This is a genomic window from Streptomyces sp. NPDC027663 (assembly GCF_055566415.1).
In genome coordinates, this window is the sequence record NZ_JBVHSK010000001.1 from 747,426 (window position 1) to 762,901 (window position 15,476).

At 70.0% G+C, this 15,476-nt stretch carries 16 protein-coding genes and 1 pseudogene; 11 read left to right on the forward strand and 6 right to left on the reverse strand.

Annotation, left to right across the window (positions count from 1 at the left end):
* Nucleotides 1-276: 276 nt before the first annotated feature.
* From ACZ4SF_RS03300 to ACZ4SF_RS03330, 7 genes and pseudogenes are all read left to right on the forward strand, one after another.
* A complete protein-coding gene (locus ACZ4SF_RS03300) occupies nucleotides 277-2,073 on the forward strand; it encodes a fatty acyl-AMP ligase (RefSeq protein WP_468377513.1) in 1,797 nt (598 codons plus the stop codon).
* A gap of 70 nt (nucleotides 2,074-2,143) precedes the next feature.
* On the forward strand, nucleotides 2,144-3,952 hold the full coding sequence (locus ACZ4SF_RS03305) for a fatty acyl-AMP ligase (RefSeq protein ID WP_468377515.1): 1,809 nt from the start codon (nucleotides 2,144-2,146) through the stop codon (nucleotides 3,950-3,952).
* 883 nt (nucleotides 3,953-4,835) lie between these two features.
* Nucleotides 4,836-5,261: an STAS domain-containing protein gene (locus ACZ4SF_RS03310; protein ID WP_468377518.1), complete on the forward strand. Its 426-nt coding sequence runs from the start codon at nucleotides 4,836-4,838 to the stop codon at nucleotides 5,259-5,261.
* Nucleotides 5,262-5,317: 56 nt separating this feature from the next.
* Nucleotides 5,318-5,920 (forward strand): hypothetical protein, encoded by a 603-nt coding sequence (locus ACZ4SF_RS03315; RefSeq protein WP_468377520.1) that lies wholly within the window; start codon nucleotides 5,318-5,320, stop codon nucleotides 5,918-5,920.
* Entirely contained in the window at nucleotides 5,917-6,678 is a 762-nt protein-coding gene (locus tag ACZ4SF_RS03320) for an ANTAR domain-containing protein (RefSeq protein WP_468377523.1), read from the forward strand. Before ACZ4SF_RS03315 ends, ACZ4SF_RS03320 begins: the two co-directional genes overlap by 4 nt.
* Before the next feature lie 78 nt (nucleotides 6,679-6,756).
* The gene (locus ACZ4SF_RS03325) at nucleotides 6,757-7,473 is read left to right on the forward strand and encodes an ANTAR domain-containing protein (RefSeq protein WP_468377526.1); all 717 of its coding nucleotides are present in this window, start codon (nucleotides 6,757-6,759) and stop codon (nucleotides 7,471-7,473) included.
* 748 nt (nucleotides 7,474-8,221) lie between these two features.
* Nucleotides 8,222-8,584: pseudogene (locus ACZ4SF_RS03330) on the forward strand (GAF domain-containing protein); the annotation flags it as partial.
* A gap of 378 nt (nucleotides 8,585-8,962) precedes the next feature.
* On the opposite strand, the gene ACZ4SF_RS03335 reads toward ACZ4SF_RS03330, so the two are convergent.
* The 3 genes from ACZ4SF_RS03335 to ACZ4SF_RS03345 all read right to left on the reverse strand — a co-directional run bounded on the left by ACZ4SF_RS03335 (nucleotide 8,963) and on the right by ACZ4SF_RS03345 (nucleotide 10,637).
* Nucleotides 8,963-9,316 (reverse strand): ANTAR domain-containing protein, encoded by a 354-nt coding sequence (locus ACZ4SF_RS03335; protein ID WP_468378291.1) that lies wholly within the window; start codon nucleotides 9,314-9,316, stop codon nucleotides 8,963-8,965.
* 202 nt (nucleotides 9,317-9,518) lie between these two features.
* Complete coding sequence (locus tag ACZ4SF_RS03340) at nucleotides 9,519-9,875, reverse strand: PRC-barrel domain-containing protein (protein ID WP_100824858.1); 357 nt, start codon at nucleotides 9,873-9,875, stop codon at nucleotides 9,519-9,521.
* Nucleotides 9,876-10,358: 483 nt separating this feature from the next.
* Nucleotides 10,359-10,637, reverse strand: coding sequence for a hypothetical protein (locus tag ACZ4SF_RS03345; protein ID WP_468377529.1), 279 nt, complete (start codon nucleotides 10,635-10,637; stop codon nucleotides 10,359-10,361).
* 380 nt (nucleotides 10,638-11,017) lie between these two features.
* Here ACZ4SF_RS03345 and ACZ4SF_RS03350 point away from each other — a divergent pair, with 380 nt between their 5' ends.
* From ACZ4SF_RS03350 to ACZ4SF_RS03360, 3 genes are all read left to right on the forward strand, one after another.
* Complete coding sequence (locus tag ACZ4SF_RS03350; protein WP_468377532.1) at nucleotides 11,018-11,230, forward strand: hypothetical protein; 213 nt, start codon at nucleotides 11,018-11,020, stop codon at nucleotides 11,228-11,230.
* Between the two features lie 116 nt (nucleotides 11,231-11,346).
* Nucleotides 11,347-11,514, forward strand: coding sequence for a hydrophobic protein (locus ACZ4SF_RS03355; protein WP_100824855.1), 168 nt, complete (start codon nucleotides 11,347-11,349; stop codon nucleotides 11,512-11,514).
* A gap of 90 nt (nucleotides 11,515-11,604) precedes the next feature.
* Nucleotides 11,605-11,778, forward strand: coding sequence for a CsbD family protein (locus tag ACZ4SF_RS03360; RefSeq protein ID WP_468377535.1), 174 nt, complete (start codon nucleotides 11,605-11,607; stop codon nucleotides 11,776-11,778).
* Nucleotides 11,779-12,235: 457 nt separating this feature from the next.
* Here ACZ4SF_RS03360 and ACZ4SF_RS03365 read toward each other — a convergent pair whose 3' ends face one another.
* The 3 genes from ACZ4SF_RS03365 to ACZ4SF_RS03375 form a co-directional block, all read right to left on the reverse strand.
* Nucleotides 12,236-12,799: a class I SAM-dependent methyltransferase gene (locus tag ACZ4SF_RS03365; RefSeq protein ID WP_468377537.1), complete on the reverse strand. Its 564-nt coding sequence runs from the start codon at nucleotides 12,797-12,799 to the stop codon at nucleotides 12,236-12,238.
* A gap of 78 nt (nucleotides 12,800-12,877) precedes the next feature.
* Nucleotides 12,878-13,183, reverse strand: a complete 306-nt coding sequence (locus tag ACZ4SF_RS03370; RefSeq protein WP_468377540.1) for a glycine-rich domain-containing protein — start codon at nucleotides 13,181-13,183, stop codon at nucleotides 12,878-12,880.
* 2 nt (nucleotides 13,184-13,185) lie between these two features.
* Complete coding sequence (locus tag ACZ4SF_RS03375) at nucleotides 13,186-13,428, reverse strand: hypothetical protein (RefSeq protein ID WP_468377542.1); 243 nt, start codon at nucleotides 13,426-13,428, stop codon at nucleotides 13,186-13,188.
* A 192-nt stretch (nucleotides 13,429-13,620) separates the two neighbouring features.
* Here ACZ4SF_RS03375 and ACZ4SF_RS03380 point away from each other — a divergent pair, with 192 nt between their 5' ends.
* A complete protein-coding gene (locus tag ACZ4SF_RS03380) occupies nucleotides 13,621-15,027 on the forward strand; it encodes a serine/threonine-protein kinase (RefSeq protein WP_468377545.1) in 1,407 nt (468 codons plus the stop codon).
* The last annotated feature ends 449 nt before the right edge of the window (nucleotides 15,028-15,476 follow it).

Genomic DNA, 15,476 nt, shown 5'->3' on the forward strand with positions numbered 1-15,476 from the left:
AGGCACTTTCCGTAACGGCCGACGGACCGAACTGTGACGGCGACCGGAGGATGGCTTTCATCCGTCTTCCGGCCTACTCGAAGCTCGCCTCCGGTAGGACGATGGACCCATCCCGCGGCGGATACCCGATATTTCTCTGCCGACTTAGCATCTCTTCGAGTGGAACCACCAAGACGCACACGTACAGCAATGGCTGGATACGTGATCAATTCCCGACGGGTCAGCGGGGAAATGGCAGGGGCAATGCCAATGGCCGAGTCGAACAGGAGGACCACGATGTCAGAGGATGCCGTCACACAATCCCGACCGGAGCCGACGACCTTGGTCGAACTCTGCAGGTATCGCGCGTCCAGGGAGCCGGATCGACGGATGTTCGCCTTCCTGGAGAACGGCCTCGAAGAGTCCGACTCGCTCACCCTCGCCCAACTGGACACCCGGGCCAGGGCAATCGCGGCGCGTCTGAGCAGGCAAGCCCCGCAGGGCGCCCGCGCCGTGCTGAGTTACCCGCCTGGCCTGGACTTCGTGTCCGCCTTCTTCGGCTGCCTGTATGCCGGCCTGATCGCGGTGCCGGCTCCTCCGGTGCTGCGCGTCGGTGTCGACGACCGGTATACGCGCTTCCGGGCAATCGTCAACAGCTGCCAGCCGGATGTGCTGCTGTCGAACGGGTCAAGGCTGAACCGTGTCGACGCGTTGCTGAAGGACATCTCCACACCACGCCGGCCGACCTCTGTGGCGACCGACGAGATCAGTGAGACGGACGCGTACGGCTGGAATGCCCCCGACATCGGCGAGGACACGATCGCGTACCTGCAGTACACCTCCGGTACGACCGGTCCGCCCCGGGGTGTCGAGCTCACCCATGGCAACGTTCTGCACAACCTCTCGTTGATCTTGGCCAACGGTACCCGCGCCACGGACGACTTCGACCGGCTGCCGCCTGTTGTGTCCTGGCTGCCCGTGTTCCACGACATGGGACTGATCACCGGGGTCCTGCAGCCGATCTACGTCGGGTACGACGCCGTACTGATGCCGCCCTCGGCGTTCAGCCAGCATCCGGTCAACTGGCTCCGCGCGATGTCGGACCGCGGGGCGGGCATCAGTTCAGCACCCGGTTTCGGGTACGAGTTGTGCCTGCGGCGCGTCTCCGAGGAGCAGTTGCGTCCCCTCGATCTCAGCGCCTGGCGGATCGCGGTGGTCGGCGACGAGCCTGTGCGTGCAGAGATGATTGACCAGTTCAGTGCCATGCTCGCCCCGTTCGGCTTCCGCCGCGAGGCGTTCTTCCCGAGTTACGGCATCGCCGAGTCCACTGTCATGCTCAGCGGCGGGCCGGTGGAGCCCGAACCGGTGATCCGCCGGTTCGACGCGGTGGCGCTGGCGAAAGGCAAGGTGCAGCGAGCCGGTCGCGAGGACGAGGTGCGCCGGCTGGTCGGCCTGGGCCAGGTGCACCCGTCCATGACCATCGCGGTGGTGGATCCGGTCACCGGCGATCCGTGCGCCCCGGACGAGACAGGGGAGATCCTGGCGTCCGGACCGAGTATCGGTGCCGCGTACTGGAACGCCCCGAAGGAGACAGCGCGTACGTTCAACGCCACCGTGCGCGGCCACGAGGGCCGCCGGTTCCTGCGCACCGGCAGCCTGGGCTTCCTGGACGGCGGTCAGCTCTTCGTCACCTGCCGTGTGGACGACCTCATCGTCGTGGAGGGCATGCAGCACTACCCGTACGACATCGAGGCGACCGCGGCAGCAAGCCATCCCGCCATACGGGAGGGCTGCTGCTGCGCCTTCACCGCCGAGGACGGCGGACGCACACGCCTCGTCGTCCTGGCTGAGATCAACAGCCGGTACCGCGTCATGACCGGCCCCGTCCCGGACACTCCGCCAGGTGCCCGCGCGACCCACGCGGCGGATGAGGTCGAAGAAGCCGTCCGGGAGGCCGTCTTCGCCGGGCACGGCCTCCGGGCCGACGACGTCCTCCTGGTCAAGGCCGGTGCGCTGCCGTTCACCACCAGCGGCAAGTTGCAGCGCGCACAGTGCCGGTCCAGGTACCGGGCGCGGGCATTCGCGACAGTCTGAACCTCGCTCCATGCAGGGGCGCGCGAACTGTCCGCCGCCTTCTTCCTCTTCCTCCGTTTGGAGTGGTCATATGCGAACCAATCCCGAGCACGGTGTTCGACTGCCCGAGGCGGTGGCCGGCGAGCACGGCGCACTGCCGACGCTGATCGACCTGTGCCGCACTCGTGCGGCAGCCGAGCCCGACCGGAAGAACTTTGTGTTCCTGGGCGACGGTGTCGAGGAATCAGAATCACTGACCCTGGCCGAACTCGACCGCCGGGCGCGAGCGGTCGCCGTGACGCTGCGACACCAGGTTCCTGCCGCGCGCGCACGCGTGCTGCTGAGTTACCCGCCGGGACTGGACTTCCACGTCGCCTTCCTGGGCTGCATCTATGCCGGTCTGATCCCGGTGCCGGTGGCTCCGCTCGACGGGACGCGGAGCAATGCCAAATGGACCCGGGTGGAGTCGATCGCCGCGAGTTCCGAGCCCTCGCTGTTCCTGTCGACCGGTCCCATGCTTGCCGCCGCGGAGCACGTCCTCACCGACACCGACGGGCTCGCCCAACTCAACCGGGTGGCGACCGACGAGGTACCCCTGGACCTGGCCCGGGAGTGGACCCCACCGGTGGCCACCGCTGAGATGGTCGCCTATCTCCAGTACTCCTCGGGATCGACCGGTGTGCCGAAAGGCGTCGCGATCAGTCACGGCAATGTGCTGAACAATCTGTCGTTGATATACGACAATACGCGCCGGTCTGCCGACGACGCCGGGCTACCCCGACCGTCGGCGGTGTCGTGGCTGCCGCCGCACCACAACATGGGCCTCATCTGCAATGTCCTCGACCCCCTCTTCTCCGGCCGGGATGCCACCCTGCTGCCGACGATGACCTTCGTGCAGCGTCCGCTCACGTGGCTGCGGGCCATCTCCCGGCTCGGACGCGCGGACAGCTGCGCACCGAACTTCGCCTACGACCTGTGCGTCCGCCGGGTGACGGACGCACAGCGCCGGGAACTCGACCTCAGCCGCTGGGAGATGGCGCTGGTCGGAGGCGAGCCCGTCCGCTCCGATACGCTCGACCGCTTCAGCGCGGCATTCGCGGAGGCCGGCTTCCGGCGCGAGGCGCTGTCCCCCGCGTACGGCCTCGCCGAGGCGACAGTGATGGTCACGGCCGTACCGGTCGGCCAGGCCCCGGAAGTCCTGCGGCTGGACTCCGAGTCGCTCGCCGCCGGAAAGGTGCGCCCAGCCGCGTCGGCACAGGACAGCCGGGAGTTGGTCGGCTGCGGCCCGATCCATCCGTTGAGCACGGCTATAAGCGTAGACCTGGAGACAGGCAAGCCCTGCGGGGAGGACGAGGTGGGTGAGATCTTCGTATCCGGCCCGAGCGTCGCAACGGGGTATCTGAACGCTCCCAAGGAGACTGCCGAGACCTTCATGGGGTCCATTCCCGACCAGCCGGGGGAGCGGTTTCTCCGTACTGGTGACCTCGGATTCGTGCAGAACGGGGAGCTGTTCATCACCGGCCGGGCAAAGGATGTCATCATCATCGCCGGTGCCAACCACTACCCGCAGGACATCGAGGCCACCGTTGAGGCCAGCCACCCGGCAGTCCGCGAGTTCGGCACCTGCGCGGTGTCGGTCGACGACGGCGCACACGAACGGCTCATCGTGCTCGCCGAGACGACGATGGCAGCCGGAAGCGAGACCGGTGATCAAGTGACCGCCCAGGAGATCAAGCAGGAGATCAGGCGCGCGGTCCATGCCGGACACCGCATCCAGGTACACGATGTCGTCCTCCTCAAGCCGGGGACGCTGCCGCTCACGACGACCGGCAAGCTGCAACGGCGCGACAGCCGGGACCGGTACCTCGGGGGTTCCTTCGAGGCGGCCCTCATCGAATGACGGTGCGTCCTCTGCGCATCCGGTGCCCTGGCGGCCCTTGCCCGGCCAGGGCACCGTGCAGGTACGCCGACGCAGGATCCCGGCGCCGGGTAACCGGTGCCGGTCGGCACTCTGCTCTCAGGCCGCAGGCCCGTCCCTTCCTCCTTCGGCATGTGGTGATCGACATGCACCGGCGGTGTCGGTGTGTCTTGCAACGGCTGAACGCAGTGAGATGAATCGGCGCTGCTGGTCATTCATGAGCCCCGTGAGCGGTAGCAGTCTCGGCAAGCCGTCGGCCGTGGGTTCGAGTCGCACCCGCCCCCACTAGTAGTGCGCCCTGACCTGCGGAAACGCGTCTTCGGCGGCTCTGAGTCACAACTCGAGCCGTCCGGCATCGGACACCACACGTAATGGGCGTCGAGCGCCGCCTTCAAGCGTTCGCGGTCTCCGGCCGAGCGGGCGGAGTAGAGGACTTCGAGTTCCGTGAGGTCGCAGATCGCGACGAGACCGGCGGCGATCCGCTCCTCGGGCGAAGAGGCGGAGCCGTTTTCACTTCATCCCTCACGCAGCGGAGGGTCGAGGCGTCGCTCTCGGGTACGAGGAACGGGCGGCTTCCGGCCGTCCGCCGGACCATGTTGAGGGCTATGCTGCTGTACGGACGTCCCAGACCCCGGCGGCTTGTCGTTGCTCGATACAGATGGCTGCGGGGAGCGGAGCTTTCGTCCGTCACCCGGCGCATCCCTGGAGGGAACTGGGTGGGTCCGCTGTCCTGTCGCACAGGCTGCCGGGCCGGCCGTTGCTCCGTCTCCGTCGAACGTACGCCCCTGTCAGGAGCGCGCCTGGAGGCCCGGGAATGCCGGCGTCACCGCGTGCGCTGCCGGATGGTCTTCTGAACCGAGGCGTCATGCCCTTCCCACAGCTCACCATCTACCGCCGTGATCGACGGAACGGGGCGCTGATCACCCTGGCCGGTGAGATCGACCTGGAATCGGCCCCGCTGGTCCGCACGGCACTGGCGCGGTGCCTGAGCGACGGCATTCGCACCGTCGATGTCGACCTCACCCCCGTCACCTTCTGCGACTGCAGCGGCCTCAACGCCTTCCTGTACGCCGCGCAGAAGGCCGCCGAGGCCGGTGGGACCCTGCGACTGCACCACCCGCCACCGACCCTGGGCCGGATACTCGACCTCACCGGCTCCGGGTTCCTGCTCCTCGGCCCTCCGCCCGGGCATCTGGCACCTCCTCTCGGGGATGTCGCAGCCCCGACCACCCAAGCCCCGCCACATCGGCTCGTTCCGCTGGACTCCGTCCTCTCGGGTGATGCGCGGTGACGGCCCGGTCGGAGCGGGGGCAGCAACGAGAGCCCCGTGGCAGTGAGTCGGCCACCATGGACGCGGTCCTGTTGCGTCGGGTGAACCGCTGGCAGGCGCAGGCCGTGAGCGGGGAGCTCGCGGATCTGTACGTGGACCCCCGCGAGACGTCTCCCCGTGAGCCGTACCGCCCTCCCGGCCGCCAGGACTTTCTGAACCGTCTCACCACCGAGATCCGTCGGCCGAGGTTCGCCATGGTGATCGCGGAGACGGACGGCCTGGTGGGATGCGCTTTCGGATTTCCGGTGCGCGGCGACGCCTTCTGGTGGCTCGGCTTCGAAGGAGCACTGCCGTGCGGCATCGAGCAACCCACCGAGCCGGGCGGGGTTTTCGACATCTTGGTCCGCCCGCACCCGCGAAACCAGGAGCATGACGTGGCCCGCCGGTTGCAGGAGCGGCTGCTGACCGACCACCAGGCGTCACTCGGCGCCACCTTGGTGCACCGGGCCGATCACCTCGTCCTCGCTGCGCTCCGTTCCTGGGGATGGCTGGACGTGGGAGAGATCTGGAGGCCGATCAGCGCCACGCTGCTCCGGGTGCTGGTCCTTCCGGTCGGGGAGCGAACCGCGGCGCGGCTGGCGGGACTTGCGCACGATGCCTGGACACGGTGGCCCGGATGAGGTCCGACAGCCGCTCGGCCCGCATTCAGGTGCTGGTGGCCGAGCAGGCGGCCCGGCGCGGTGTTCGGGTCGGTGTGGTGGACGTGTGCACCGCGGCCGTGGCCGCGCTGCCGGTCGGCGGGGCCGGGCTGTCGGCGATGTCCAAGGCCGCGCCGAGCCATCCGCTGTGCAGCACCGACGACATCAGCGAACAACTGGAAGAGCTCCAGCTCACACTGGGTGAGGGGCCCTGTGTGGACGCCTTCCTGCACGGCTCGGCTGTCCTGACACCCGATCTGCTCATTCGTGACCTGCAGGACCGTTGGATGGTGTTCGCGGATGCGGCCCTGGAGGCCGGGGCACGCGCGGTGTTCGCGCTCCCTCTGCAGATGGGGGCGATCAGCACGGGAGTCCTGGACCTGTACGCCGACGTGCCGACCGTGCTGGACGCCGAGGAACTGGCCGACGCGCTGGCCTTCGCCGATCTCGCGACGCTGCTTGTGCTCGATGCGCGGATCGACGAGACAGGCGCGCCGGCCGGCGGACCGTCGCCGGACCGCGGCTTCGAGGACCTGGGCGCATACCGGGCGGAGACCGACCAGGCAACCGGCATGGTCACCGTCCAGCTCGGCGTCGGCATCGACGAGGCCTTCGTCCGGCTGCGCGCCTACGCCTTCCTCCAGGGACGCCGGCTCGCCGACGTGGCCGCCGACGTGGTGGCCCGCCGGCTCCGCTTCTCCCCGGACACGGAACCCAGACGGACCGACGAGGAGCCCTGATGTACGGGCGCCATCCGACGAACGTGCCGCACTTCCCACCCATTCCCGGCGGGAATAGTCTCCATCGAGGGTGACACGATGAATCAGCAGCTCCTGGCCAAGACCTTCGTCGAGCTGGCGGACAACCTGGTCGCCGACTTCGACCTCATCGATTTCCTGCGCCTGCTCACTGACCGCTGCGTAGGGCTGCTCGGCGCGAGTGCCGCCGGGGTGCTGCTCGCGGACCGCGACGGCGAACTCCGCGTGATGGCCGCCTCCGACGAACAGGTACGGCTGCTGGAACTCTTCCAGCTCCAGAACGACGAGGGCCCCTGCCTGGAGTGCTTCCGCACCGACACCCCCGTGGTCGTCCCCGACCTGACCCGGGAGATCGACCGCTGGCCGCGCTTCGTCACGGCGGCCCACCGCAGCGGCTTCGGGGCGGTCCAGGCGCTGCCCATGCGCCTGCGGGAGGAGACCGTGGGCGCCCTGAACCTCTTCCGTGCCGCCCCCGGCCCCTTCGACCCGCTCGCCACGCACATCGCCCAGGCCCTGGCCGACGTCGCCACCATCAGCCTCCTGCAACAACGCACCGCTCAGCGCAGCAGCGTCCTCAACGAGCAGTTGCAGACCGCGCTGAACAGCCGCGTGCTGATCGAACAGGCCAAGGGCAAACTCGCCGAACGCCAGGGCATCGACATGGAGCAGGCGTTCACCGCGCTGCGTGGTTACGCCCGCGCGCACAACCGGCGCCTGTCCGACCTGGCCCGCGCCGTCATCGACGACTCCGAACCCCTCCCCGGTCTGGGATCCTGACCCACTCCGCGCCGCACGCGGCCCCTGCACCCGGGTTCGCGGTCCGTACGGCCGCCGCCGCACTGCGGCGGCGGCCGTACGTGGCGCGAGGATGGGAGGCCCCCTCCACCGTGTCCTCGCGCGCTGTCCTCCGTGGCGGCGGGACTTGTTGGGAACACCCCGTCTGGAAATGCCTGGAGGACGGAGGCTGGAGCCGCGCACTGCGGCGATGCGGCTCCGGCCGGGCCTGGTCCGACTCGGGGGCTGGGAGCCTGGATGGGGAGACCTGCTGGTAACTGACACGGCCGCAGCCCGTCTTCCCTGCGTGGAGCCTAGAGCAGATACAGGCGAAGCGGAACAGGACCGTTCGCAGGCGCCGCCCGTGCACCCGGGACGTCGTCAGGCGGTCCTCCTCGGAACACGGGGGTCGGCCATCACCTGGTCGTGCGGGCGTACGGGGAAGGCGACGCGAGCGGCGACACCCGGTAGGCACATTCACCGTCCGATTGCCTGCGCACCGGTGGCCCCGTGTCCCCAACGGGCGCCGGCGCGGAGCTGATCCGGGGACCGCCCACCTGGCCCAACGGCTTTGAGCGTACTGGTTCTTCCTCTTGGCGAGCGCACGGAGGACCATCCGGACGGCCTCGCCCACAACGACCGGACCCAACGGCCCGAATAGCAGCCCGCAGCGGCCGGACACGGCGCGTACCGAGGCGTGGAGGAGCGGGTGGATCTGTCTCCTGAGCAGGAGGCGCGGCGGATCGCCGCGGTGCGTCGTTACGACATCCTGGACACTCCGCCCGATGGTGCCTTCGACCGGATCGCCGCGCTGGCCGCCCGCCTGTCCGACGCTCCGGCCGCCACGGTGACGATCGTGGACACCGACCGGGTCTGGTTCAAGGCCGCGTACGGTCTGGCGGGGGTCACGCAGATCGGCCGGGACCCGGGGCGGTGCACCTCGACGATCCTCACCGGCGGCGCTCTGGTCGTCCCCGACACACTCGACGACCCGGTCGCCCGCGCCCACTCCCCGGTGACCGGTCCGGCCCGGGTGCGCTTCTACGCCGCCGCCCCGATCACCACCAGCGACGGTCACCGCCTGGGCACCATGGACGTCCTGGACACCAGGCCGCGCCGCATCACACGGGCGCTCGCGCGGCAAGGCACAGGCAGCCGCTGGAGAGGTGGACCTGCGTGCCGCGGTGACGAGCAGCCCCAGGCGCTGGGTGTCGCAGGAGGTGACGCCCGACAGGTCGAGGGGCAACTGCACTCCGGGACTGTGACAGGCGCCCAGAAGACCTCGCGCAGTCCCGGAACGGTGGCGCGAGTGAGACGGAAGAGTGTGACGAGCCATGCGCGGCCCGATCCACCCTCGTCCGAGTGGACGGTGAACAGATGGTGCGACAGCCCGAGAGCCGGTTCGCCGTGTCGTGGACCCAGGACACCGTGCTGTTGGCGGCGTTGGCGGTGTTGGCGTCGAGCAGGTGGAGGACGATCCACAGGATCGGGATCAGTCGTCCGTGGCCGGCGAGTGGTGGAGCCAGGCCTGCGTTTGAGTTCCACTACGTGGGCTGCACGACGAGGGCATCCGACGGCCGTCCGGGACGAAGTCGTCGGAGAGTTGAGCGCACAGCTTCCGGTGCCGTCCGCTGGGCGCGTGCGCCGTCATCTCCGGTCCGCCGTGTGGAGGGCGCCTCAGTGCTCGGCACAGCTCCCGCTGTATCGGTTCCGGGAGCGTCCGTTCCTTCGTCGTGGCGAGCAGAGCCTCAGCCACGTCACGGAGCTTGATGTTGCAGTGCTGCGACACGTCCACGAGCAGGTCCCAGGCCCGGTCGCTGGGACAGGGTGCCAGGGCCATCACCATGCCGCGCGCCCGGTCGATCACCGCACGGCTGGCCGCTGCCCGCCCCAACTACTCGTTCGTGGCGCGTAGTTCGAGGACCCCTGCCAGCAAAGCCGCGTCCCCCGCTGGACGCACAGTTCTCAACGGTCGCTGTTCTTCACGGGGCGTGGTCACCTGGTGCATGGTGCGTACCTCACAGGGCAGCCATCCTGTCCGTAGGTGGTCAGCGGCGCGCCAGTTGCCGTTCGCCGGCAGCACCGGGCTGGTAGGGCAGTCCGTAGTGTTTGAAGATCGCTTCCTCCTGTTCGGCGGGCAGGACGTCGTCGGTACCGATCGAAGGGGCCTGCTTCACCAGCGTTCTGACATAGCCGACCTTGAGATAGTCGGGTCCGGCGATCGCGTCCTCGAGGGGGACGAAGACCAGGCGGTGCCGGGTGGGCAGGCCGGTCCGTACCGTGGCCATGGCCGGCTCGTCGGTGGTGGTGTCCACATAGACGGCCTCCAGGACGCCGATCTTGTGCGACTCGGTGTCGAGCACATCGCGGTTGCGCCATTCTCGGACATCGGCTGCGTGAATCATGGCCTCTCCCTACCTGGGCGACTGGCCTGAGGCGCGAGTCGCACCCCTGGTTTTCTGCGTGAAATCGCCGCAGCGTACGTCACATTGCCCGCTGCATGTGCTCCGGGAGCGGCTTGCCTTCCCAGGCAGCGACCAGGGCCGCGGCCACCTCCGGAAGTCCGGCGTCGCACTGCCGTGAGACATCCACCAGAAGCATCCTGGCCCGCCCCGCGGCGGCAGAGGGTCAGGACCATCAGCATGCCGCGGTCCTGGTCGATGACCGCGCGCCCGGCCAGCGCCCGCCGCAGCTGATCGTTCTCGGCGCGCAGTGCGACGACGTCCTCTCCCACGGGTGCGTTCCCCCACGGGGCCTCGGCCCGCAGTACCCACCACTCCTGTTGGATCACGGTCGTGCGTTGCATGGCATGAACGCCTTGGCGATCGCGGCGTGTCCGGCCTGGCGTGAGCCGTCCCGGAAGCCATGGCTGCCGGTCCACTTCACGGTCACCTGTGGTGTTCGTGGTCTCGACGGTCCTCGCGCCGCCAGCGCGCCCGGTTCTCGCGGCTGTAGCGACGGTCCCAGCGTTCGCGACGGTCCCGGCGCTCGCGGTAGTCCCGGTAGTCCCCGAGGTCGGAAGCGCCGCTACGGCTCCGGCCTCCGCCACGATCACGGCCGTAGCGGGTGGCGCCGTAGACCAATACCGCCGCGGCCACCCACCAGATGGGCTGGAGGAAGCCGAAGCCGAACAAGACCGCGATGAGGATGAGGAACAGGACGAACACGGCGGGCCTCCCCGGGAGCGGGACACAGCTTCGATACCGGGGACTGGGGCCTCACCCCACAGCGTAGTCCTGCCCAGAGTTTGCGGATACCGTGCGACGTCAGCGCGTCCTGCCTGCCCGGCATGGATGGCTGCTTGACACCTGTCGGGGAACTGCTGCGAGGGCTAGCGTGCGCCATGCCGCCCCTGCCCCCGGCAGCATCGCACCGCCAGCGCGCTCCCCAGGGGGCGCACTGCGCATCGGTGCCGGAACCTGCCGCGTCACGAGCGAGGCCGTTCCCGCGCGCGCCCATCATCACGATCCCGACGCACCCCGACGCACCCCGAGCGGCCGTCGATCTGCTGCCTGCCGCGTCGCACGTCCCACACCAGGCGGTACACATGTATGCGCTGATCATTCCCGCTTCGACCCCCTTCGTCCTGCTCGCCACCGTGCTGGGCCTGTCCTGGTGGGAGGACCACATCCTGCCGACACCACCGCGCGGGCCGGTCGAAGCCCTTGCCGAGGCTCCGTTCACCCCGGTGGCCCCAGTGCAGCTCCCAGAACCCGTCAGTGTCGACGCTGCGTTGACAAGGGAGGATGCCGGGCGTTGACTGGCAACACGGCGTAGGGCTATGCCACTCCGGACCATTCGGGCGCAGCATTCCACCTTCCCGCTTCGCCCGGACCCCGCGGAACCAGGAAATCCCCGCGATCTGGAGGCCCGGCAATGATCTGGATTCTTCTCCTTCTGCTGATCCTGGTGGTCTTCGGGTTCGGCTTCACGATGCAGATCCTGTGGTGGGTCGCGGCCGTTCTGCTGGTCGTCTGGATCGTCGGCTTCGCCAAGCGCGGGCGCAGCGGTGGCCGCCGCCGCTACAGCCGAGGTCGCAGGTAATCCGCACCACGCCCGATCTCACCCCGCGGGAACGACGGCCTGTACGGCGATCACGCGGGAGCCCTTCCTGTCGACATGCAGAGGACCGCCATGAGCGTCGGACAGACGATCAAGCACAAAACACAGGAATTCAAGGGCCGGATCACCGCACGCATCGGCCGTACCACCCGCGATCGGCGACTGCAGCGCGAAGGCAGGGCCGACCGGGTCTCCGGGAGCCTGAAGCAGGCCGGAGACAAGGTCAAGGACGCCTTCAGGCATTGACCAGCGAGCCCCTGGGTGGAGCCCGGTTCGCGTGCGCCACCCGGCAGGCCACCGCGGAATTGGTCCGACGGGATCACCGGATGAGCGGCGTGGCGGCCAGCGTGACTTGTGACGACTGACGGCCAGTCGACCCGGCCGTCACACTCCTTGACGAACAGCTACAGACCGCACTGAGCAGCCGCGTACTGATCGAACGAACCAAGGGGGCAGCACTCGTGAGCTGACGGCAACCGCGGCAGGAACCGGGGAACCCCTGCTGTCCGCTTGTGGGTTGGTCCGCTGTGAGTCGGCGGGCAAGGCCGAGCGGCAATGGTGGAATCCCGGTGGAGTACTAGGGCGTGTTTCGAAAGTGCTGGTCACAGCCATGCGTAGCGAAAGCACTGGTGCCAGCGCACCGGTTTCGACAAGCTGCGACACATGGACTGGACGCCCCTGCTCTCCACACTGACCGGTGCCGTCATCGGCATCGCAGCCACTCTGCTCGCCGATCCCAACCGGTGGCGGCGGGAGGAAGCCAGGCACGCTCTGGAAGTAGCCTGGCAGCCGTAGCAGCCCTCGACCGGGGGCCGCTGGGAGAAGACGAGCCGGCCCCCGGGCGCAGCCGCTCACGGATGGCGGGCAGCAGCACCGCCGGGTCGGTGAACCGGACAGCGCCGTACACCGAGTACACAGCGTCGAAGCCTTCCTGGTCCTCCTGCAGGAAGCGGGCGGCCTCTGCGCGCTGAAGCTCCAGCCCCGGCGACTGTCCCCACCGCTCGCGCGCCGCGGCCAGCTGCCGGGGCGGGACGTCAATGCCGACGACCCGCATGCCGAGCGCGGCCAAGTGCGCGGCGTTGCCGCCCTTACCGCAGCCGAGATCCACGATCCGGCCGCCGTCTGGGGGCTCGAGGAGTTCGGCGCCCGGCCCGTGGTCGGGGTACCGCGTCCAGTTGAACCAGGTCGTCTCGCCGCGGGCGTTCGTCGGCCGGCGCTCGGGCCGCTGCTGTGAGTAGGCGTCCCAGGCGATCGCCGTGTCTGTCACGTGGTGCTCCGCTCATAGGGCCAGCCGCCCGGCTGTGACGCCGGACGGCTGGAGTGTCGTACAGGTGATGCCGGTGTGTCAGCCGTTCTTGGGGCTGTCGTGGCATCCGGCGTGGCACTGGTTGCAGTTGGCGTAGTCGACGGTGTGGAGGATGAATGCGTGCCAGCCGTGGTCGACCAGCTCGCTGGGCGCGAGGGACTGCCCGGGCTGGTGGCCGGACGCGGCGATGAACGCTGCGGCCTGGCCGACGATGCGGCGCGCGGTCGGCGCGTCGATCTCCGGGTGATCCGCGGTGATGCGCCGGGTGAGCCGGGCGGTCACCTCGGGGGTGACCAGGGTGAGTGCGTCGGTGGTGCTCACGGGACGCTCTGACGTGACGGTCACGTCTACCTCCTGTTGTGGATGGGCGCCCTCGGCGTCGAGGGCGTGGCCCGGCGCGTCTCCTCGGTGCTGAGGCCGTAAGGCGTGCGGGCGATTGTGGGGGCGGCGCAGTCCGGGCAGGCGTAGACCTCGACGTCGAGGACGTGGGTGCCGAGCCTGCCGAGGGCGATGCCCGCGCTTGTGCCGCCGCAGTCGAGCAGGGACTTGCCGCACCAGCAGCAGGTCCAGCCGGATCGCATGGGATCCATGCGCTGAAGCGTCCGGCCCACCGGAGGACCGGCGACCGTCCCGGCGCCGCATCGGCTCACCCGGCGCCCGCCGCGCACCTGCGGCCCCGACCCACCACGACCGCTGCGGACCCGTGCAGCCCGCGCTGCCTCGTGACCGCCGGGCAGGGCCTCGGCGTGGACGGGTCGGTCCCGGTGGCCATACTTGTCCGCATGGAACACATCGGGGGGTACCTCGTCGAGCGTCGGCTCGGCGAGGGCGGCATGGGCATCGTCTATCTCGCGCGCACGCGCGGCGGGCGGGCCGTCGCGCTGAAGGTCGCCAAGGCCGAGCTGGCGGCCGACCCGGTCTTCCGGGAGCGGTTCCGCAGCGAGGTCGAGGCGGCCCGTGCGGTGGGCGGCTTCCACACCGCGCCGGTGGTCGACGCCGACGTCGACGGCGAGACGCTGTGGCTGGCCACCGCCTACATCCCCGGACCGACCCTCGCCGAGCGGCTCGCCGCCGAGGGCGCCATGGACGAGCCGCAGTTGCGGTCCCTGGGCGCCGCGCTCGCCGAGGCGCTGGAGTCCATCCACTCCTGCGGCCTGGTGCACCGCGATCTGAAGCCGGGCAACATCATCATGGCCGTCGACGGGCCGCGCGTCCTGGACTTCGGCATCTCCCGGGCCGTCGAGTCCAACCGCCTCACCGCCACCGGCACCGCCTTCGGCACACCGGGCTTCCTCGCGCCCGAACAGGCCCTCGGCCACGATGTGACCGGCGCCGCCGACGTGTTCGCCCTCGGTGCCGTGCTGGTCGCGGCGGCGGGCGGCAGCGCCTGGGGCGAGGGCACGCCGATGGGGCTGATGTACCGGTCCGTGCACGAGCCGCCGGACCTGGACGCCGTACCGGCCGGGCTGGTGGAGATCGTTGCGGCCTGCCTGGCCAAGGAGCCCGCGGACCGGCCGACGCCCACCGCGCTGCTGGACCGGCTGACGGACCCCGCAGCGGCACCGGCCGGCCAGGACACACCGCCGTATCCACCGACGGCCGTCGAGCCCCCGCCGGCGACCCCCGACCCGGCGCCGGCGTCCGCCGCTCCTGCGCCGGCGTCCTCCGCCCCCGCGCCCGTGACCCCGGCCTCCGCGCCGGCGTTCACTCCACCCCCGCCGCCCGCAACGCCCCCGTACCAGCAGCCCGTACAGACCACGCCGCACCCGCACCCCCTTGCGCAGCCGGCCGCGCCCCCGCACGCGCCCGCGACGCCCCCGCACCTCCCCGCGCAGCTCACCACGCCCCCGCACCTGCCGGCACAGCCCGCCGCCACCCCGGTCCCCTACGGCTTCGGGCCGCCGCCGGTGCCGTACGGCAGTCCGGAAGCCGTGCTCGCCGACGCGCAGGCCGGCGTGGTCGTCAGCGCCTCCGGCGTGCTCCTCGAACTCGCGGGCACCACCGCGGACTTCGGCTGGGACGAGATCGCGCACGTCGAACGGCACTGGCGCGGCAACCGTCTCACCATCACCGTGCGGCTGTGGGACGGCACCGTGTACTCCTGCGAGCTGAACGCCCGCCGCAGGGCCCGGCTGAACGCCTGGCTGGCCCAGCTCGACCCGGTTCTCGTCCGGTACCTGACCCGGTAGGCACGACCGGCACAACCGGCATGACGTGGGCACGACTTGAGCCCGTCCAGGCTTGAACCGGTCATGTCGTGGGCACGCACCCCCTACCGGCGTCCAGCCGGGCGGTGTCGGCAGGAGGAGGGCCTCATGGACCGTCGGATCCGGGTACGTGTCAGCCGGCGGCCCGCCGCGCCGCGCGGGCAGGAGATCGATCGCAGGACCCCGTCGGGGCGTGTCCTGCCGTACTGACAGGCGGGACCCCACGGCGGCCGGCGCCGTGTGCCGTGCGCCGTGGCTCCGGCGGTGCCGGGCCGCCGGCGGCGGTCGCCCGGTGTGCCCAGGCAGCGTGCCCCAGGCAGCCTGCCCAGGACCGCCGTCGCCGCCGTGTCCGGGTAAATACCCCTGTTGCATGGTTTGTTCCCTCGTCCGCCCCCTGCGCAGGGACATGCTCCTTCGAACCCGGGTGCGCG

Bases quoted from the DNA above. Each gene is read 5' to 3' on its own strand.
- ACZ4SF_RS03300 (WP_468377513.1), top strand. From the start codon at position 277: ATGTCAGAGGATGCCGTCACACAATCCCGACCGGAGCCGACGACCTTG.
- ACZ4SF_RS03305 (WP_468377515.1), top strand. From the start codon at position 2,144: ATGCGAACCAATCCCGAGCACGGTGTTCGACTGCCCGAGGCGGTGGCC.
- ACZ4SF_RS03310 (WP_468377518.1), top strand. From the start codon at position 4,836: ATGCCCTTCCCACAGCTCACCATCTACCGCCGTGATCGACGGAACGGG.
- ACZ4SF_RS03315 (WP_468377520.1), top strand. From the start codon at position 5,318: ATGGACGCGGTCCTGTTGCGTCGGGTGAACCGCTGGCAGGCGCAGGCC.
- ACZ4SF_RS03320 (WP_468377523.1), top strand. From the start codon at position 5,917: ATGAGGTCCGACAGCCGCTCGGCCCGCATTCAGGTGCTGGTGGCCGAG.
- ACZ4SF_RS03325 (WP_468377526.1), top strand. From the start codon at position 6,757: ATGAATCAGCAGCTCCTGGCCAAGACCTTCGTCGAGCTGGCGGACAAC.
- ACZ4SF_RS03335 (WP_468378291.1), bottom strand. From the start codon at position 9,316: ATGGTGATGGCCCTGGCACCCTGTCCCAGCGACCGGGCCTGGGACCTG.
- ACZ4SF_RS03340 (WP_100824858.1), bottom strand. From the start codon at position 9,875: ATGATTCACGCAGCCGATGTCCGAGAATGGCGCAACCGCGATGTGCTC.
- ACZ4SF_RS03350 (WP_468377532.1), top strand. From the start codon at position 11,018: ATGTATGCGCTGATCATTCCCGCTTCGACCCCCTTCGTCCTGCTCGCC.
- ACZ4SF_RS03355 (WP_100824855.1), top strand. From the start codon at position 11,347: ATGATCTGGATTCTTCTCCTTCTGCTGATCCTGGTGGTCTTCGGGTTC.
- ACZ4SF_RS03360 (WP_468377535.1), top strand. From the start codon at position 11,605: ATGAGCGTCGGACAGACGATCAAGCACAAAACACAGGAATTCAAGGGC.
- ACZ4SF_RS03375 (WP_468377542.1), bottom strand. From the start codon at position 13,428: ATGGATCCCATGCGATCCGGCTGGACCTGCTGCTGGTGCGGCAAGTCC.
- ACZ4SF_RS03380 (WP_468377545.1), top strand. From the start codon at position 13,621: ATGGAACACATCGGGGGGTACCTCGTCGAGCGTCGGCTCGGCGAGGGC.